Annotated in this window: 19 protein-coding genes; 4 read left to right on the forward strand and 15 right to left on the reverse strand. The window is 66.5% G+C overall.

Annotation, left to right across the window (positions count from 1 at the left end; translation table 11 throughout):
* Positions 1-23: 23 nt before the first annotated feature.
* Positions 24-1,046, forward strand: coding sequence for a CPBP family intramembrane glutamic endopeptidase (locus tag RIU96_RS10980; protein WP_169304960.1), 1,023 nt, complete (start codon positions 24-26; stop codon positions 1,044-1,046).
* On the opposite strand, the gene RIU96_RS10985 is transcribed toward RIU96_RS10980, so the two are convergent.
* Positions 977-1,642, reverse strand: coding sequence for a TetR/AcrR family transcriptional regulator (locus RIU96_RS10985; RefSeq protein WP_259787481.1), 666 nt, complete (start codon positions 1,640-1,642; stop codon positions 977-979). The genes RIU96_RS10980 and RIU96_RS10985 overlap by 70 nt on opposite strands.
* A gap of 109 nt (positions 1,643-1,751) precedes the next feature.
* Between RIU96_RS10985 and RIU96_RS10990 the strand changes: the two genes are divergently transcribed.
* Positions 1,752-2,648, forward strand: coding sequence for an NAD-dependent epimerase/dehydratase family protein (locus RIU96_RS10990; RefSeq protein ID WP_259787482.1), 897 nt, complete (start codon positions 1,752-1,754; stop codon positions 2,646-2,648).
* Positions 2,649-2,654: 6 nt separating this feature from the next.
* On the opposite strand, the gene lepA is transcribed toward RIU96_RS10990, so the two are convergent.
* Positions 2,655-4,511, reverse strand: coding sequence for a translation elongation factor 4 (lepA, locus tag RIU96_RS10995; protein ID WP_311204988.1), 1,857 nt, complete (start codon positions 4,509-4,511; stop codon positions 2,655-2,657).
* Between the two features lie 176 nt (positions 4,512-4,687).
* On the opposite strand from lepA, the gene RIU96_RS11000 reads away from it, so the two are divergent.
* Both RIU96_RS11000 and rpsT read left to right on the forward strand, forming a co-directional pair.
* Positions 4,688-5,155, forward strand: coding sequence for a type II toxin-antitoxin system PemK/MazF family toxin (locus RIU96_RS11000; RefSeq protein ID WP_220184691.1), 468 nt, complete (start codon positions 4,688-4,690; stop codon positions 5,153-5,155).
* 185 nt (positions 5,156-5,340) lie between these two features.
* Entirely contained in the window at positions 5,341-5,604 is a 264-nt protein-coding gene (rpsT, locus tag RIU96_RS11005) for a 30S ribosomal protein S20 (protein WP_006839793.1), read from the forward strand.
* 188 nt (positions 5,605-5,792) lie between these two features.
* On the opposite strand, the gene RIU96_RS11010 is transcribed toward rpsT, so the two are convergent.
* From RIU96_RS11010 to RIU96_RS11070, 13 genes are all read right to left on the reverse strand, one after another.
* Positions 5,793-6,188 (reverse strand): ankyrin repeat domain-containing protein, encoded by a 396-nt coding sequence (locus RIU96_RS11010; RefSeq protein ID WP_136652819.1) that lies wholly within the window; start codon positions 6,186-6,188, stop codon positions 5,793-5,795.
* A gap of 10 nt (positions 6,189-6,198) precedes the next feature.
* Positions 6,199-7,143: a DNA polymerase III subunit delta gene (gene holA / locus RIU96_RS11015; protein WP_136652820.1), complete on the reverse strand. Its 945-nt coding sequence runs from the start codon at positions 7,141-7,143 to the stop codon at positions 6,199-6,201.
* 1 nt (position 7,144) lies between these two features.
* Positions 7,145-8,779, reverse strand: coding sequence for a ComEC/Rec2 family competence protein (locus RIU96_RS11020; protein ID WP_136652821.1), 1,635 nt, complete (start codon positions 8,777-8,779; stop codon positions 7,145-7,147).
* Positions 8,780-9,433 (reverse strand): ComEA family DNA-binding protein, encoded by a 654-nt coding sequence (locus RIU96_RS11025; protein WP_136652822.1) that lies wholly within the window; start codon positions 9,431-9,433, stop codon positions 8,780-8,782.
* 79 nt (positions 9,434-9,512) lie between these two features.
* Complete coding sequence (locus tag RIU96_RS11030; protein WP_136652823.1) at positions 9,513-10,322, reverse strand: DegV family protein; 810 nt, start codon at positions 10,320-10,322, stop codon at positions 9,513-9,515.
* The gene (locus RIU96_RS11035; RefSeq protein WP_136652824.1) at positions 10,322-10,990 is read right to left on the reverse strand and encodes a histidine phosphatase family protein; all 669 of its coding nucleotides are present in this window, start codon (positions 10,988-10,990) and stop codon (positions 10,322-10,324) included. Before RIU96_RS11035 ends, RIU96_RS11030 begins: the two co-directional genes overlap by 1 nt.
* 12 nt (positions 10,991-11,002) lie before the next feature.
* Positions 11,003-11,494 carry a ribosome silencing factor gene (gene rsfS, locus RIU96_RS11040; RefSeq protein ID WP_136652825.1) on the reverse strand — a complete coding sequence of 164 codons (492 nt, stop codon included), beginning with the start codon at positions 11,492-11,494 and terminating at the stop codon, positions 11,003-11,005.
* Positions 11,495-11,572: 78 nt separating this feature from the next.
* Positions 11,573-12,181 carry a nicotinate-nucleotide adenylyltransferase gene (nadD, locus tag RIU96_RS11045; protein WP_136652826.1) on the reverse strand — a complete coding sequence of 203 codons (609 nt, stop codon included), beginning with the start codon at positions 12,179-12,181 and terminating at the stop codon, positions 11,573-11,575.
* Positions 12,182-12,220: 39 nt separating this feature from the next.
* Positions 12,221-13,177 carry a PE-PPE domain-containing protein gene (locus RIU96_RS11050; RefSeq protein ID WP_136652827.1) on the reverse strand — a complete coding sequence of 319 codons (957 nt, stop codon included), beginning with the start codon at positions 13,175-13,177 and terminating at the stop codon, positions 12,221-12,223.
* A gap of 115 nt (positions 13,178-13,292) precedes the next feature.
* The gene (locus tag RIU96_RS11055) at positions 13,293-14,597 is read right to left on the reverse strand and encodes a glutamate-5-semialdehyde dehydrogenase (RefSeq protein ID WP_396136761.1); all 1,305 of its coding nucleotides are present in this window, start codon (positions 14,595-14,597) and stop codon (positions 13,293-13,295) included.
* Between the two features lie 12 nt (positions 14,598-14,609).
* Entirely contained in the window at positions 14,610-15,785 is a 1,176-nt protein-coding gene (gene proB, locus RIU96_RS11060) for a glutamate 5-kinase (protein WP_258562781.1), read from the reverse strand.
* 23 nt (positions 15,786-15,808) lie between these two features.
* Positions 15,809-17,311, reverse strand: coding sequence for a GTPase ObgE (obgE, locus tag RIU96_RS11065; protein WP_311204990.1), 1,503 nt, complete (start codon positions 17,309-17,311; stop codon positions 15,809-15,811).
* Between the two features lie 99 nt (positions 17,312-17,410).
* The gene (locus tag RIU96_RS11070; RefSeq protein WP_136652830.1) at positions 17,411-18,193 is read right to left on the reverse strand and encodes a hypothetical protein; all 783 of its coding nucleotides are present in this window, start codon (positions 18,191-18,193) and stop codon (positions 17,411-17,413) included.
* Positions 18,194-18,222 lie beyond the last annotated feature (29 nt).

Raw genomic sequence — 18,222 nt, forward strand, 5'->3', positions numbered from 1 at the left:
AACGATGCTATAGGGTGGCGGGCGTGACCCCCCAACAGGCACGGACCACGCTCGCCTACCACCGTGTGTCTCTCGAACCCGCGCTGCGCCGCAGGCCGTACCGGCGATGGAAGCCCGCCCTGGAGTTCGTGATCTCCTTAGTCCTCTTCTTCCTCATCCAGGCATTGTTTACTGCGGTGTTTCTGCTCACCAGCTGGGGAAGCGGCGCCGACATGGACTGGCTTTATAGCCGCATCATCGAAACTGAACTCGGTGCCAACCCGGTCAACATAGCCTTCTTCTACGGCGCGATCGGCATCTCGGGAGTCGGGGCCTTATTCGCCGCGTGGCTCGCAGGGCGGCGCCCGCGTGCGCTGTTGTCAGTCACCGGACGCATCCGCTGGCCGATCGTGAGACTGTCACTGCTGTTGATTGCCGTCCCACCGGCAATCACCTTCGTCATCGACGCGATCGTGCACCGCGGAATTCCCGCCCCGCTCGACGGTGCTTTCTGGGCCAGCATCGCACTCTGCCTGCTGCTCGTGCCGCTGCAGTCCACCGCTGAGGAACTGGTCTTCCGCGGCTCACTGCCCCAGGCGCTGGGCGCGTGGATCCGCTCGCCGTGGGTGGTCTACGCGCTCTCACTGCCGCCGTTCGTCTTCGGCCACACCTACGGCGCGAGTGGGCTGATTAGCGTCGCGGTATTCGCGGCGTTCGCCTCGCTACTTGTGCACCGCACCGGCGGGCTCGAGGCGGCGATCGTGCTGCACACGGTGAACAACATGTCGCTGGCCTACGCCGACGTCGCGGGGATCACCGAGCTCATCGACACCAACAATCGCCCACTCGTCAGCGGTGCCGCCTACCTGCTGCAGTACGCCGGCGCGCTCGTGGTACTCGCAATGCTGACCAGGTACGCCCCACGCACATCCGAACCACCACCCGGCTGGTTCCCCGGGTCCGGGTGGTACGCGGGCTGGCCGGCCGTCGTGGCGTCTCAGGCGCCAAGTCGCCCCAGACCGTTGGCGAGCCTCTCCACCGCGCGCCGAAATAGCACAGCGGGCTGACGAAACGCACCCTCGCCGAAATGCCCGAACACTTCGCTGGAAATCAAACCGATGATTCGTGACCACGCCTCCACGGCCAGCTCAACGGCACCCGCGCTGAGCTGCGGCGCCCATTCGCGCCTCAGCGCCTCAATATCTTCGCGCGTTGCCTCGTCGAGCGCCGTGCTGGGCGTATCGACGCTCGGATGCGCGTTATCCAAAGCCTCAAGCAGCATCCGCATCACGCGGGTTCCTTGACTGAGTGTGTCGCTGGGCGCCGCGTAACCAACAACTGGGGTGCCGTAAATAAGTCCCCACCTCCTCGGATGCGCGATCGCCCAGGCCCGCATCGCCTCCGCGATTCCCACGACCGAGGCAGGTCGCCCGTTGCGTTCCACTGAATCGGCGAGCTGCCGATAAGCGTCGGTGACCAGCAGCGTGAGAAATGCATCTCGGTCTGCAACATATCGGTATATCGCCGAGGACACTACACCCAGCTCACGGGCAACGGCACGCAGGTTGAGCGCATGGGGTCCTCCGGCGTCTAGCTGTGCAAACCCGATCTCGCTGATGCATCGCATCATCTCGTCGCGGGCGATCTGGCGGGGTGTCGGCATGAACCCATGCTACCAACTCGAGAGCACTGCTCTTGCGAGTAATCCCGACCCGTGTTAGCGTAGCCGGAAAATAGAGAGCAGTGCTCACATTTTCACGCAAGGAGTCGTCATGTCCGATACAACGCTCGTCATTGGAGCCGGCCCAGTTGGAACGGCCGTCACCGATGAGCTGATCAAGCGCGGCCGCGAAGTGTTCGTCCTCACCCGGTCGGGCACTGCGGTCCGCGGAGCCCGGAGCCTAGCGGGCAGCGCCGCCGATCCGCGCGACCTGCAGGCCGCCTTTGACACAAGCGGCGCGAACCGGGTGATCGACTGCATGCACGCGCCTTACGACGCGGCAGTGTGGCGCAGCACCCTCATCCCAGCTGAGAAGACGGTTCTCGACCTCGCGGCTGAGCGCGAGATCCACGTGACCTTCCCCGAGTCCGTCTACGCTTTCGGTGAACGCGCGAACACGGTGACCGCCACTAGCGAAGTCGTAGCCACCACCGGCAAGCCGGGGATCAGGGCCCAACTCCTCAATGCCCGCACGCACGCAAACACCCCCGTGTGCTCCGTGGTGGCCTCCGACCTCTACGGACCAGGGTGCGGCCGAACGGCAGTGGCTCATGCTCTCATCGTGGAACCACTGCAACGCGCAACCCGCACGATGGCGCTCATCGACTCCTCGGCGCTTCACCCTTTCACGTACCTGCCCGATTACGCGCGGGCGCTCGTCGGTGCCTCACAGAACCAACTCACCGGGATCACAATCACGCCCACTGCGGACTCAGTCTGCCAGAGAGAGTTCGCCGAACGCGCAGCCTACGCAGGAAAACTCCGCGCGCACACACCGCTGGAACTAAAGAAGTGGATGCTCCAGTTCGCCGGGCTGTTCAACCGGAACATTCGCGGTCTCGTCGAAATGACCTGGCTGTGGGACAGCCCCCGTTTTGTGCAGGGTACCTACGACTGGGCCCCGACCGATCTCGACGAGGGCCTCCACCGGACCTTCGAGGCCGCTTAACCGCGCCTACTCCTCGTCCGTGGACAGCGCCGCCACGAACGCCTCCTGCGGCACGGTGACCGAGCCGATGGACTTCATGCGCTTCTTGCCCGCCTTCTGCTTCTCCAACAGCTTGCGCTTGCGCGAAATGTCGCCACCGTAGCACTTCGACAACACGTCCTTGCGCAGCGCGCGGATGTTCTCGCGGGCAATGATCTTCGCCCCGATGGCCGCCTGCACCGGCACCTCGAACTGCTGGCGCGGGATGAGCTCTTTGAGCTTCTTGGTCATCTTGTTGCCGTACCACTGGGCGGAGTCGCGGTGCACGATGGCGGAGAACGCGTCCACCGGTTCACCCTGCAGCAGGATGTCCACCTTCACCAGGTCGGCTTCCTGCTCGCCGGCCTCCTCGTAGTTCAGGGAGGCGTAGCCCTTCGTGCGGGATTTGAGCATGTCGAAGAAGTCGAAGATGATCTCGCCGAGCGGCATGATGTAGCGCAGCTCCACGCGCTCCTCGGAGAGGTACTCCATGTTCTTCATCGTGCCGCGCTTCGACTGGCACAGCTCCATGGTCGTGCCCACGAACTCCTGGGGCACGATGATGGTCATGTTCACCACCGGCTCGTAGACCTCCTGCAGCTTCCCGCCGGGCCAGTCCGAGGGGTTGTGCACGTACTGCTCAGTGCCGTCCTCGGCGACAACCCGGTACGTCACGCTCGGCGCCGTAGAGATCAGATCGAGGTCGAACTCTCGCTCGAGGCGATCTCGCGTGATCTCCATGTGGAGAAGGCCGAGGAAGCCACACCGGAAACCGAACCCGAGGGCGACAGAGGTTTCCGGCTCCCACGTCAGGGAGGCGTCGTTAAGCTGGAGCTTTTCCAGCGACTCGCGCAGGGCGGGGAAATCTTCCTGGGATACCGGAAACAGGCCCGAGTACACCATGGGCTTGACCTCGGCAAAGCCGGCAAGCGGAGTTTCCGCACCCTTGCTCGCCCAGGTCACCGTGTCACCCACGCGGGTTTCGCGCACGTCTTTCACACCCGTGATGAGGTAGCCCACCTCACCGGGGCCCAAGCCCTTGGTCTTCTTCATCGTGGGCGAGACAACACCGATCTCGAGGATTTCGTGCTTGACACCGGTGTTCATCATCTGCACCTGCTGGTTCGGCATGAGCTTGCCGTCCATCATGCGCACGTAGGTGACCACGCCGCGGTACGTGTCGTACACCGAGTCGAAGATCAGCGCCCGAGCCGGGGCGTCCGCGCCGCCTTCCGACGACGGCGGGGGCACGAGGTCCACCAGCCGATCCAGCAACTCCGGCACCCCGACGCCCGTCTTGCCCGAAACGCGCAGCACGTCCTCCGGCTCGCAGCCGATGATGTGGGCGATCTCGAGGGCGTACTTGTCCGGGTCCGCGGCGGGAAGGTCGATCTTGTTGAGCACCGGGATGATCTCGAGATCTTTGTCCATCGCCATGTACAGATTGGCCAAGGTCTGGGCCTCGATGCCCTGGGCGGCGTCGACAAGCAAAATTGCGCCCTCGCACGCCTCGAGCGCGCGGGAGACCTCGTAGGAGAAGTCGACGTGGCCGGGGGTGTCGATCATCTGCAGAATCGTCTCTTGGCCCGCGAACTCGCCCGAGGTCGGGGTCCACGGCAAGCGCACGTTCTGCGCCTTGATGGTGATGCCGCGCTCGCGCTCAATGTCCATATTGTCGAGGTACTGGTCGCGCATGTCGCGCGCGTCGACGACGTTCGAGAGCTGGAGGATGCGATCCGCCAGGGTCGATTTACCGTGGTCGATGTGGGCGATGATGCAGAAGTTCCGGATCCGTGACGGGTCCGTAAACGTGGTTTCCGCAAAGTTGGTTTTCGAGGCAGCCATGATTGGCCCCACTTTACCGTCTCACATGGGCAAACCCAACACGCGGCCACGTTATTGAGAAGGCCACCACCACCCCCTAAAGTAGGTGCGAGTACCGCACCAAGCATCCTCAAGGGGGGTGAAGGGACATCTTCGTCCGCAGGATCAAGCGCCGCGAGGCTAAGGGCTCAGGCCCCTTGGAGGAAGGCCTCGCGCTGCTCAACGAGCGCCTCGGCTCCTCCCCACGAGCCCCGCGCGAAAGCAAAAAAGCCAGCGTGGCCAGGCTGATTGTCAAACCGACCTCGCGGGTGGCGCGCAGCATCTACTACGCGCCCGACATGGACGGCCAGGCGGAACCGGGCGAAGTTGTGTGGGTTACCGTGCCGTCGACCCCGCCGCGCGAGCGCTCTCTGCTCATCGTGGGACGCGAGCATCACGACGTCCTCGGGCTGCTCATCTCCCCCGACAAAGAACACGCCACCCACCCCGACTGGCTCGACATCGGTTCCGGTGACTGGGAAGCCTCCGGTGAACCGTGCTGGGTGCGCATGGACAAAACCCTGCTGGTCTCAGAAACCGACGTGCACCGCCGCGGCGCGTCCGTCCCGCCCCGGCGCTTCGAGCGGGTGGCCAACCGGCTGCGCGATGGCTTCGACTGGATCTAGCATGGTTTTGGCCGCAGCGTGCTCGACTGCTAGTTTGTAATGGTTGTCCGCATCCGGAAATTAACGGGTGCGCCGAGCTACGCGAGCAGGACCTTGGGCCCGCGTCACATCAAACGCTCAGCGCTTCTCACCCGCCCGGACGGTGACTTTTCTACTCAACGACGCAATCAAGAGGTGCATCACTTATGGCAAACATCAAGCAGCAGAAGAAGCGCGTTCTCACCAACGAGAAGCGCCGCCTGCGCAACAAGTCCGTCCGCTCCGCAACCCGCACGGAGATGCGTAAGTTCCGCGAGGCCGTCGAGTCCGGCGACAAGGCAGCCGCCGAGGCACAGCTGCGCGTGGCTTCCCGCAAGCTGGACAAGGCCGTGACCAAGGGCGTGTTCCACCGCAACGCCGCGGCGAACAAGAAGTCGAACATGGCACGTGCCCTGAACAAGATGGCGTAACACGTCTGCGCTCAACGCCCCTCCGCGCTCTACTTCAGGCGGAGGGGCGTTTTCGTGCTTTTTAGCCGAGCAGCGTTGGCGGCCCGCGAACGAGTACTGCCGCAGTGAACCACCCTGGCGTGGACTTCGCGCTTACCCGGCTCGCGCCGCCCTGAGCCCAAGGATGACCGCGAGGCCACCGGGGTTAATTATTGCATCCTGTCCGCGAGGTCCTCGCGCCCGAACATGCGCGCGGTTGCGATCGCGTCGGGGTGGCCCGCTCGCGGGTCGGCTCCGGCCTGGAGAAGCAGCTCGACGATCTCGTCTTCCTTCTTAAAAATGACCCCAGCCAGCGGCGATTGACCGCGAGCATTGAGCTTATCGACGTCCGCCCCACGCTCAACCAAGCCCCGCGAGAGGTCAAGATGGCCTGAGTACGTCGCGAGCATCAAGAATGAGTTGCCGTCCTGGTTGGCGAGGTCGACGTCGACGCCGTTATCGACGTAGTCGAGCAGCGCCACGTTACCCGTCCTCGCTAGCTCGAAAAGCTTGCCCGCGAACTCCTGGACGTCTTCCGGTACCTGCTGGATCTCCTGCTCATTCATGGGCGCCAGTTTAGCGGGCGAGCTCCGCGATTTTTCGCACCGCGTATTCGATCGCGTAGTCCGGATCGCCGCCCTGGCCTTTGACCTCGGCGTCGAGCTCAGCGATGACGATCACGGCCTCCGAGACCGCCTCACCGGACCAGGTCCGCGCGGCCTGCATGGTCTTCTTCGCCGCGAACGGGTGCATCCCCAGCTCCCGGGCGATCTGGTCGGGGTTGCCGCGGGTGCTGTAGAGCTTGGCGATGTCGCCGACCTTCCTGGCCAGCGCCGCGGCGAGGGCGACGGGGCTGATGCCCAGCTGCAGCGCGCGCCGCGTTGAGGCCAGTGCCCGCTCTGCGCGTCCCGCCACGGCAAGGTCTGCGATGTCGAACCCGGAAATCTCAGCTACCCCGGAGTAGTAGGCATGAACGGACCTCACCGTCAGCTCCCCCTCGGTGTCTGCCACGAGTTGGCTTGCCGCGGTGGCCAGCTCGCGCAGATCGGAGCCGACGGATTCTAGCAGCGCGGCAACAACATCGGGAGTGGGGTGGGCCCCGAGGCGGCGGAACTCGTTGTTCAGCCAGGCGTGGCGGTCCCTGTCGCGCAGCGGGTCGACCGTGTGCACCTCAGCGACCTTTTTGAACTTGGCCACGTACGACTTGTTGCGTCCGCCTCCGGTGTGCTCGATGATCAGAGTCATCCCCGGCGCGGGGTCACGTGCCGCCTGCAACAACAGCTCCGTGGGCTCTTTGCCCGCCTGCTCCACGCCGGTGAACACCACCACGCGCTCCTCGGCGAACAGCGAGGGGCTCGTGGCCATCAGAAGCTCCCCCTCGGTGACGTCGCCAGCGCGCAGGCGGCTGACCTCGGCGCCCGCACCGGTGGAGGCGGCGTCGATGATGGCCTTCGTCGCGCGCTCGGCGAGGAATTCGTCTTCGCCCAAGACGAGGTGGACGGGATTGAGCATGCGCCCCATCTTAAAACCTTCCGCTCGCGGCGCGCTGCGTGCCGTCGGGGTAGAGCCGCACTGGCCCGTCGCGGTTCGGGTAGAGCACCGGAATCCCGCCGGGCGTGGACACTGGCCGGTCGTGTGGTTTGCCGCCCTCGAGCACGACCACCACCTGCGCGTTCGCCGGGATCGGCTCGATGTCGCTTTCGCGCGTGACGACGTGCGCGTGCAGGCGACTAACATCCACCGGCGCCCGCCACGGCGGCCCCAGGCCGGTAGCGATGAGCGCCAGCGCGACGGCCGCCAGCGTCACCCGCGGCCGCTGCGCCGCCAGCCCGACGAGCACCCAGCCGTAGCAGACGACGACGGAGAGCGGGCCCGCCCCAACCGTCGCTCCGGGCAGAGCCGCCCCGGTGGCGGCGACGATGTCGACCCAGGCTGCCAGCGGCTCGATCACCCACAAAACCGGCACTTCCAGCCCGCCGGGTGCCAGCGAAAGCACCACCGCAATAAGGCCGAGAACCGTCACTGGAGCGGTCACGGGCGCAACCAGGACGTTAGCCACGACCGAGACAAGCGATACCTCGCCCGCCATGAGCGCCACCAGCGGCATCGTGACAATGTCGGCGGCCACGGCGACGGATAAGGCGCGCACGAGGATCTCAGGCCAACCGGTAACCGCAAGGTAGCGAAACACCAGCGGGCTCAGCGCCACGATCGACGCGGTCGCGGCCACCGAGAGCGCGAAGCCGAAGCTGACGGCCAAGTTCGAATCGACCAGCACGAGCCCGATCACGGCCAGGCACAGCGTGTGCACTGGCTCGGCTGTCGACGATGCCAACACCGCCATCAATCCCACCAGACCGGTGACGGAGGCGCGTAGCACGCTCGGCTCGGGCCCCACCAGCCCCGCGAACAGCGCCAGCGCCGCAGCGGCGAACACGATGCGCCCGCGCAGCCCGAGCCCCAGGGCGCTGGCCAGCACCGCGGCAGCCGCAGTCACAATGGCGACGTTGCTGCCGGACACCGCACTCAAGTGCGACAGCCCGGTATCCAGATAGGCCTGCTGCTGCGCCTGCGACTGCAGCGACGTATCGCCCAACACCATGCCGGGGATGAGCCCCTGCGCCCTCGGGCCAACCGTGTGGGCCACCGACGCGGCAAAGGTCTCCTTGACGTGGTTCGACCAGGCCGCCATGCCGGTCGGGGCACTCAGAACCTCTACCTCGCCGTTGAACACGACCTGCGCCGTGCCGGCTTGCTCCGCCTCGGACGCGCGCCCGGTCACTCGCACGGCCGCTCCGTTGACCACGCCAAGAGGCAGGTCGTCGACGAAGACCGCGATCGGGCCGGGGTGGCCCGCGACCCCAACGCGCAGCAGGTAACCGTGGCCCTCGATGGGTCGGGCCGCGCCGGAAACCGTGCCGACGACTTCCGCGCCGAACTGCCACGCGCGGGCCGTCGCAACGCGCAGCGTTGTAACCAGCCCGGCCACGCACCCCAGGCCCGCGACCAGCACGACCTGGCCCCACTGCCTCGCGCAGGCCACCGCCGCGCACACCGCCGCCACCGCGGCACACGCAACCACCGGCCCCCAGACCAGGGCGGCTAGAGTGGCCGTCCACACGGCCACCGCGGCAGGGGCAAGGCGCAGCTCCGACATCTAGATGCTCACGAGGTCCTTGAGCGCCTCGAACTTGGCGGGGCCAATGCCCTTGACGTCCATCAGCTGGTCAACAGAAGCGAACGGGCCGTTGGCCTCGCGGTGCGCGATGATCGCGGCGGCAGTCGCGTCACCGACGCCCGGCAGCGTGGTCAGCTCCGCCGCGGTGGCCGAGTTCAGCGACACAAGCCCCGGCGCTGGCGGCTGCCCGGGCGGGGCAGCCGGCACGGCCCCGACCGCCTGAACGTGGATCTGTTGGCCGTCGACAAGTAACTGCGCCTGGTTGATTGCGATGAGGTCGGCGTGTGGCAGCGGCGCGGCCTGCTCGAGCGCGTCCGCCACGCGCGCGCCATGCTCGAGCGTGACTAGGCCGGGGTTGGCCACCTCCCCCACCACCGACACCACCACCTGCGCGGGCGGGGCCTGCGGGGCCTGCGCCGCAGCGGTGTCCCACTGCGGCTCGGGTGCGCCGGGGCGCAGCAGCGCCCAGCCGGCCACGAGGGCGAGCACCACCGCCACGGCGAGCGCGGCGTGGAGGGGCTCGACGCGCACGCGCGGCGGCGGGAACTCGACCGCGAGGCGGTCTTCCTCCCCGGTCGGGCGCAGCAGTTCCGTGATGCGGTCGGTGCCAGTCGGGCGGTGTGGGCGGCTCATGCCGCAGACGCTAAGCGACGCCGCGCGGCAGGAAAAGGCTCAGCGCCTTAAGCTGTGGATAACCGTGTTGAAGCGTCACCTACTCGGGTGAGTTATCCCCAAAGCCCGAAGAAAAGACCGCCGAGAGCCCGATGGCCCCGGCACCGGTGTGCACGGCGAGGGCGTCGACAAGCGGCACGACAAGCACGCGGGAGTCCTCGGGCAGCACCTCGCTGAGCATGTCCGCCAGCGTCTCCGCGGCCTCTTCGACATCGGCGTGCTGGATGGCGATGAACACGGGCTTGCCCTCGGCCTGCTCCTGTACCAGCTCCGTGAGCTTGATAAACGCCTTCGTCTGCGTCCTCGTTTTGCCTGCCAGCTCCAGTTTGCCGGCATTGAGGTGCAGGATCGGCTTCGTGGCCAGGAGAGCGGCCGAGAGCACCGCTGTGCCCGTCGACAAGCGGCCGCTCTTGCGCAAGTCGTCAAGCTGGCTGAGGTAGACCCACGTCCCGGAGCTGGCGAGGGTGTCCTCTGCGATTTTCTCGCAGGCGTCTAAGTCCGCGCCCTCTCGCGCCAGCGACGCAGCCGCCATCGCGGCCGCCCCAACTGCCATGCCCACGGTGTTGGTGTCCACCACGCGCACCGCATCGTCGAACACCGCCGACGCCGACACGGCCGCGGACCAGGTGGAAGAAAAGCTCTTGGACAAATGCAGAGCCACGACACCGTCGTCGCCGCCGCGCTCGAGCTGGCGAGCGTAAATGGCGGCGAGCTCGACCGAGGACAAGCCACTGGTAGACCCGCCGCCCTCGACGTCCATGACGTGGAGCTCGGCGACGGTGATGCCAAGCTGCTCGGCGATATCGCTCGGCAGCCCGGCGGAAGAATCAACAACGATGCGTACGCTCATTAGTCGCTAAACCCCTGGTTCCAGGCATCGAGGTACCACTTCACCGCACTCGGCTCCGTCGGGAACTCCGCGGGCATAGCCTCGCCCTCGCGGTAGGCGGGTTCGGCGCTCAACCGCGAGGTGTTGGTGTTTTTCAGGCTGTTGAACAGCGGGTACTGACTCTCGCGCAAGCCCAGCAGGTTCGAGGTCAGCGCGGAGATGGTCCCGCCGTGCGCGACGAGCAGCACCGCCGAAGCGTCCCACTCGGAATACGTGCTCATCAGCTCGTCGACCACGGGGCGGGCGCGCTTGGCCACGTCCAAGCGGCTCTCCCCTGCAGGCGGCGCCCACGCGGCGTTGTTTCGCCAGTGCGCCCTGATCCTGCCGCGCTCAGAGTCCACCTCGGCGTGGGTTTTGCCCTGCCACTGCCCAAGGTGCGTCTCGCGCAGGCGCGCGTCGTGCGTCAGCTCGAGCCCCAGCGACGCCGCGATGATCTCCGCGGTATGGCGGGCACGGGTCAAATCGGAGGAGACGATCTTGGACACCCCGAGGTTCTTCATCAGCTGGGCGGCGGCGCGAGCCTGCTCCACGCCTACCTCCGACAGCTCGGTGTCCAGCTGGCCCTGCATGCGGCGGCCAGCGTTGTAGTGTGTCTGGCCGTGCCGCAGCAGAATTAGTCGTCGTCTCATCGCGTCTAGTGCCTAGAACTCGTCGTCGCCGGAAGCTGGGCCCTCACCCGCCAGGGGCAGGTCCTCGATCCTCTCGGCACCGCGCACGCTTGCCGAATCAGCCTGCTGAGCGAGATCGCCGAAGGCAACGTCGCGCTCGTAGGGCGGCACGCCCTCGACCTCGTACACTGGGCAATCGGCGTACAGGCGATCCAGGCCGTAGAAGTCCCGCTCGGCGTCGCGCTGCACGTGGATGACAATGTCGCCGTAGTCGAGCAGCACCCAGCGGTTCTCCCGGTTGCCTTCGCGGCGCTTCGGCTCGAAACCGGCGTCGGTGAGATCGCCCTCGATCTCCTCGACAATCGCCGCGGCCTGGCGCTCATTGTCGGCGGAGACGATGACGAAGATGTCCGTAATGCCCACGACGTCGGACACGTCAATCACGGCAATGTTGCGTCCAAGCTTCTCGTCCGCCGCTTTCGCGGCAATGGTGGCCTGCTCGATAGAGGTCTTCAGGGCTGTCAAATGTTTAAAATCCTTCTCGGTATGAAAAAGCGTCAACTATAGCGCCCATTGTCACACGTTTTGCGGCAGATGTGCTAGTTAAGCGCCCTCGCCCGTGCGGTACAGATTGTTCTTGGCGATGTAGCGCACCACCCCATCGGGCACGAGGTACCACACGGGCCTGCCCTGGCTGGCGCGCAGGCGGCAGTCCGTCGAGGAGATGGCCATCGCGGGAATCTCCACGAGGTGCACCCGCTCCTGGTGCTTCGCGGGCAGCATGTCCTCGCGCAGCTCGTAGCCGGGCCGGGTCACGCCGACGAACTCCGCGAGGTCGAACATCCGGTCCCAATCGTGCCAGGACATGATCGAGCTCAGCGCGTCCGCGCCGGTGATGAAGTACAGCTCCTCGGTCGGGTACACCTCGCGCAGGTCACGCAGGGTGTCGATGGTGTACGTCGGCCCGCCCCTGTCGATATCGACCCGGGAGACGGTGAACTGCGGGTTCGACGCGGTGGCGATCACCGTCATCAGATAGCGGTGCTCCAAGTCGGTGACCTCGCGATCCGCCTTCTGCCACGGGTCGCCCGTGGGCACGAAAACGACCTCGTCAAGATCAAAGCGGTCGGCGACCTCGCTGCCCGCCACGAGGTGACCGTTGTGGATCGGGTCGAAGGTCCCGCCCATGACACCGATTTTGCGTGGTTTCATACCGTGCGAGTCTAGGGCCAGCCGAGGACGAAGGGGGCGTTAACCGTAGCGGACTTGGTCGACGAAGCGACCGAGGCTATCGGAGACCTGGTCGTCCCACGGGGAGGGCTGCAGGAAGTAGCGGCCGTGGTTGCCACCGTTGCCTTCCGCGCCGCGCAGCGTGGCGATGGACAGGTCGCAGATCCCGTCGAGGGGCAGGCAGTAGTTGACGCGGTTGCCGGTCCCGGCGGCCGTCTTGGAGTTAAACGGCAGGGCGCCGAGCACGCCGCCGGCGCCACCGCCGCCGACGCCAACGGTGGACCAGTCGCCCGGTGCGGTGTTGGGGTTGCCCAGGTAGACCACACCAGCGAGCTGGCCGCGCGCCGCGAGCTCTTTTTCGTGCTCGAGCAGCACCATCGCGCCCTGCGAGAAGCCGATCAGGATGTAGCCCGGGCGGCAGCCGCTGGAGGCTTCGTAGTCATTGATGGCCTGCATAACGCCCGCGCGGCCCGCGTTGACGGAGTCGAGGAACTGGGTTCCCGCCGCGCGCGCCATCTGCAGGGTGGGCACGGCGTACTGCACGGCGAGGCCGACGGCCTGGGCAATGGTGGCGGGGACCGCGATGGCCGGGGTGTCGTACGCCGGGTAGACAGCCGGGTAGTAGCGCGGCTCGAGGCCGATGACCTCGACGTCGTTCATCAGCGAGGCGCCGCCGTGGGTGGCGCGGTAGCGGCCCTCGGCGTGGCGCAGGTAGGCGCGGATGGTCTCGCCCTCCCAGCCGTTGGACGTCCACGACGCCCCGCCCGAGTAGGTGGTGGGGACAACCTGAGTGTTTTGGCCGGAGCCGCGTGCCGCGATGACCGCGACGGCCGGGCAGCGCTGCTGGGCGCTGGCCTGAGGTGCGTGCACACCAGGCAGGCCCGCGGCGGGGGCGAGGATGGCGGCGAGCGCCGCAACGAGGGCGACGCTTAAGGAAACCGCGGTGGCGCGGAGGGTGCGAGCTGGGGTGCGAGACACGTCTGATCAGCCGTTTCTATGGAGTTAATATTTGAACGGCTCACATCCTATACCCGCCCCCAATCAATGTCGCGTCGAGATCACAGCTTTCTCACGGTTGTTTCACACATTGCACTTAGTCGCGCACGTGGCCAGCACCCTCGAGGATCCACTTTGTGCTGGTCAGCTCGGGTAGCGCCATCGGTCCGCGGGCGTGCAGCTTCTGGGTAGAAATGCCGATTTCCGCTCCCATTCCGTACTGTTCGCCGTCAGTAAACGCGGTACTCGCGTTGAGCATCACGGCCGCGGCGTCCACCTCGTCGGCGAAGCGCTGCAGCGTGTGCGCGTCGCGCGACGCTATCGCCTCAGTGTGCCCCGTCGACCACTTCGCGATGTGCGCGATCGCTCCCCCAACGCCGTCGACGATCTCCACAGCGATGTCCATGGAGAGGTACTCGTCAGCCCAATCCTCCTCGGTCGCGGACACCACGTCGCGCGCCCCAAGGGCCGAAAGCTTATCGACGTCCCCATGAACGCGCACCTCCGCCTCCTGCAGGGCGGTGATCACGCGCAGCTGATCGGCGGCGGGCAGGAGGGAATCGATCAGCGCCGTCTCCGTCGCGTTGCACACGGAGGTTCGCCGGGTCTTGCCGTTGAGCAGCATCGCGATCGCGGAGTCGAGGTCCGCCTCGGCGTCGACGTAGAAGTGGCAGTTACCGGTTCCCGTCTCGATGGCGGGCACCGTGGCGTTTTCCACCACCGCGTTGATTAAGCGCGCGGAGCCACGCGGGATGACGACGTCGACAAGCCCGCGGGCGGTGATGAGGTCCTGGACCGACTCGTGGGTCTCGCACGGCAGAAGCTGCACGATCTCGCGCGGCAGGCCGCGGCTGACGACGACGTCCTGCAGGATCTCGACGAGCTTCTCGTTCGTCGCGCGCGCGGACTTCGAGCCGCGCAAGAGCGCCACGTTGCCCGATTTCAGCGCCAGCCCGAAGGCATCCACGGTGACGTTCGGGCGGGCCTCGTAGACCATGCCCATCACGCCCAGCGGCACGCGGACCTGGCGCATGCGGATCCCGTTGGACATCGTGCGGCCTTGGATCACCTCGCCGACCGGGTCGCTCAAGCCCGCGACTTGGTGCAGGCCGTCGGCGATGGCGTCGATACGCTTCTTATCCAGCGAGAGCCTGTCAATCAGCGACTCGCTCATGCCGGCGCCGCGGCCCGCCTCGATATCCTCGGCGTTGGCGGCGAGCACCTCGTCGGCGCGGCTGACCAGCTGCTCGGCGGCATCGCGCAGCAGCGCGTCCTTGTCCGGGGTCGGCAGCGTCGCCAGAACCGGCGCGGCGGCCTTCGCGGCGCGCGCCTTGGTCAGGACTTCTTCGCGCTCGGCGGCGCGTGCTGCGGTTGCGTCGTTGATCTCAGCCATAGTGACCATCGTAGTGGCAAGCTAGAGCCGGGTGGCGTAGTTGGACAGGTAGTCCGCGTGAACCACCGGGCGGCGCAGGTGCGGCTCGAGGCCACGCGTGTTTTTGCCCACCATGTCCACGAGCTGGGCGGCGTCGTAGGCCACGACACCTCGGCCCACCGCCTCGCCTTCTGGGCCGAGGATCTCCACGATGTCGCCGGAGTGGAAATCACCCTCGACCTCGGTGATGCCGACGGCGAGCAGGCTCGTGCCGCCCCGGGTCACCGCGCGCACAGCACCAGCGTCGAGACGCAGCACGCCCTCCGCGTCGGCGGCGTAGAGCACCCAGAACTTCCAAGCGCTCAGGCTCGACTGCGGCCGCGTGTGAAACACCGTGCCGCAGTCGGCGCTGGTGAGCGCGCGCTCGATGTCACTTGCCGACGTCAGCAGCACCGGCACCCTACCGCGCGCCGCCAAGCGCGCCGCGGACACCTTCGCCGCCATGCCGCCGGTGCCCAGCGCGCCGCCATCGCCAGCCGCGACGTTGTCGAGGTCCTTGCCGGAGCGGACCTGCGTGATCAGGCGCGCCTCGGGGTCGGCAGGGTTGCGGTCGTAGAGGCCGTCGACGTCGGAAAGCAGGTACAAAGCGTCCGCCGAGACCAGCGTGGACACGATGGCGGAGAGCCTGTCGTTGTCGCCGAAGCGCATCTCGGAGGTGGCCACCGTGTCGTTTTCGTTGACGATGGGCACGGTGCCGAGCTGGCGGAGCTTGTCGATGGTGCGCTGCGCGTTGCGTGCGCGGTCGCGCCTGCCGGCGTCGGACTGGGTCAACAGGACCTGGCCGATGGTGCGGCCGTAGCGGGCGAAAGAGCGACCCCAGCTTTGCGCGAGGTGGACCTGGCCCACCGCCGCCGAGGCCTGCTTGGTGGCCAGGTCGCGTGGCCGGGTGCTCAAGCCCAGCGGCGCCATGCCTGCCGCGATCGCGCCCGAGGAGACGACGATGACGTCGCTGCCGGCCGCCATGCGGGCCTGCAGCGCGTCGACGATGCGGTCGATCTGCTCCTGGCTGATGGAGAAATCATCGTTCACAAGCGAACTGGTCCCGATCTTGACCACAACCCGCTTCGCAGTGGCGATGTGGTGGCGCAGCTCCTCCTCCGTTTTCAGCGTTTCTGCTGGGTGGACTGGGGCTGACGCGTGTTCGGTGTCGTTCGTCATGGATACCTAGCCTAGCGCCTGGCCTAGCCCTGCCAACGCTCGCGATCGGCCTCCTGGCCGTCGCCGTAGTCGTACTCGTCGATCAGGCCGCGGCGGGCCTGGGAGGCGCGCTTGCGCTCGGCCGCCGAGGCGCGCTCGGTGCCCGCGAGGCGGGCATCCTGGCCGCGGCCGGCAAGCGTCGGGTCGCCGCCGATGGAGGGCTCCCAGTCGAAGGAAATCTCGCCGATGGTCACGGTGTCGCCCTCGTTGGCCCCGAGCTTGCGCAGCTGGTCCTCCACCCCGGCCTTGTTCAGGCGGTCCGACAGGTAGCCGACCGCCTCGTCGTTCTCGAAGTCGGTTTGGCGGATCCAGCGCATCGCTTTTTCGCCCGTGACAACCCACGCGCCCTCGAACTCGGGATCGGGCTCGACCACGATGCCGTCGGCGGCGTCGACCGCGCGGGGTTTAAGCACCTGCAGGGACCCCGGCTCGGCCTTGACCTTCGGGCGCGACTTTCGCGCGGCGCGCACGATGTCCCACAGCGCCCACTTGAGCTCGTCCAAGCCCTCGCGCGTGGCCGTGGAGATCGTGAAAATCGGCCAGCCGAACCGCTCCTTCAAGTCCTCTTCGAGGAAGTCCGCGAGCTCGCGGGCGTCGGGAATGTCCATCTTGTTCAGCACGATCAGGCGGGGCCGATCACGCAGATCACCAAGGCCGGAATCGGTATCCAGCTCTTCAGCGTAAGAGGCCAGCTCGGCCTCGAGCGCGTCGATATCGGACAGCGGGTCGCGGCCCGGCTCCATAGTGGCGGTGTCGACGATGTGGGCGAGAACGGCGGTGCGCTCGATGTGGCGCAGAAAGTCCAGGCCCAAGCCCTTGCCCTGGCTCGCGCCCGGGATCAGGCCCGGGACATCCGCGATGGTGAACGTGTCGGTGCCCACGTCGACGACGCCCAGGTTCGGCTGCAGGGTGGTAAACGGGTAGTCGGCGATCTTCGGCTTCGCTGCCGAGAGCACCGAAATCAGAGAAGACTTGCCCGCGGAGGGGAAACCTACGAGTCCGACGTCGGCCATGGATTTCAGCTCGAGGACGAGTTCGTGGGCTTCGCCCGGTTCGCCCTTGAGCGCAAACCCGGGGGCCTTGCGCTTCGTGCTGGCCAGCGCCGCGTTGCCCAGGCCGCCGAAGCCTCCCTCGGCCGCGACGAAACGGGTGCCCGGCACCGTCAGGTCGGCGAGGATTTCGCCGTCGACGCTGCGCACGACAGTGCCGACGGGCACCTCCAGGACAAGGTCTTCCCCGCGCGCGCCGTTGCGGTGATCTCCGGCACCGTTGGCGCCGCGCTTTGCCTTCAGGTGGGGCCGGAACTGGAAGTCCAGCAGGGTGTGCACCTGCGAGGAGACCTCGACGATGATGTCGCCGCCGTGCCCGCCGTTGCCCCCGTCGGGCCCGCCGAGGGGCTTGAACTTCTCTCGGTGCACTGACACGCAGCCGTGCCCGCCGTCGCCTGCCTGCAGGTGCAGGTGGGCGCGGTCAACGAACTGAGCCATGGTGCCAGCCTTTCCGTGGTGAAACTTTCGTGTCCTCCCACCTTACGTTCTCCAGCAGGCACAATCCAAAGGCGGCGAGGGCTCGTATACCCTGTGCGGTTAGCTGCTCAGCGGAACCACGTTGCCGCCGGAGATCTTCCGGTAGATGTACACCGTTACCAGCGACGCGAGCGGGATGTAGGCCGCGAGGCCAAGGCCGAGGGTGACAATGGTGATGGCGTAGCCAATGAGCGTGAGCAGCAGCAGCGAGGCAAGAATTTTCCAGAATTCGCGCATCACGTCGCGCCGCGTCGCCGATAGCGCATCGCCCACGCCGTAACCGTCGATGATGTAGACCTGCACGAACGACAAAATAATGGCCACGGGGATGAACGCGATGAGCGCGAGGATTCCCACCAGCGCGATGAGCCAGGAAGAAACCAAAGAGGCCAGGAAGATCACCAGCGCAAAGATCGCGTAGACCACGAGCATGAACCCCAGCACCACGATGAAGGCAAGCAGGGCGCGGCCAATGGGTACGACTTTGAAGACGTTGCCCCACGTCTGCTCCTGGCCGTGCGTTTCGCGCAGCGCGGCCTTGTAGTACAGCGCCGTGAGGTAGATGCTTACGACGAAGAGAACCCCGTAGAAAACGACGAGCGCGGCGATCTGCCCGCCGGTCAGGGCGGACGGGTTATCCACGTCGAGCGGGACCGACAACGTGGTGATCATGGCCACGATCAGCGCGATCAGCGCGACGATGAAGATCAGCGACAGGCCAATCCACATGTGCCAGGTGCGCGAGAAGATGCGCTTGAACCCGTAGCTGATGGGGTCGGTAACGCCCCACGGGGCAGGCTGGTGGTCGTGCGGGTACGAGAGGTTTTCGGAGTTAGTAGTCACGCGTACAGCATGCGCCTGAAAAGGTGATA

It is taken from the genome of Corynebacterium sp. Z-1 (assembly GCF_031844665.1).
GTDB classification, from domain to species: domain Bacteria; phylum Actinomycetota; class Actinomycetes; order Mycobacteriales; family Mycobacteriaceae; genus Corynebacterium; species Corynebacterium sanguinis.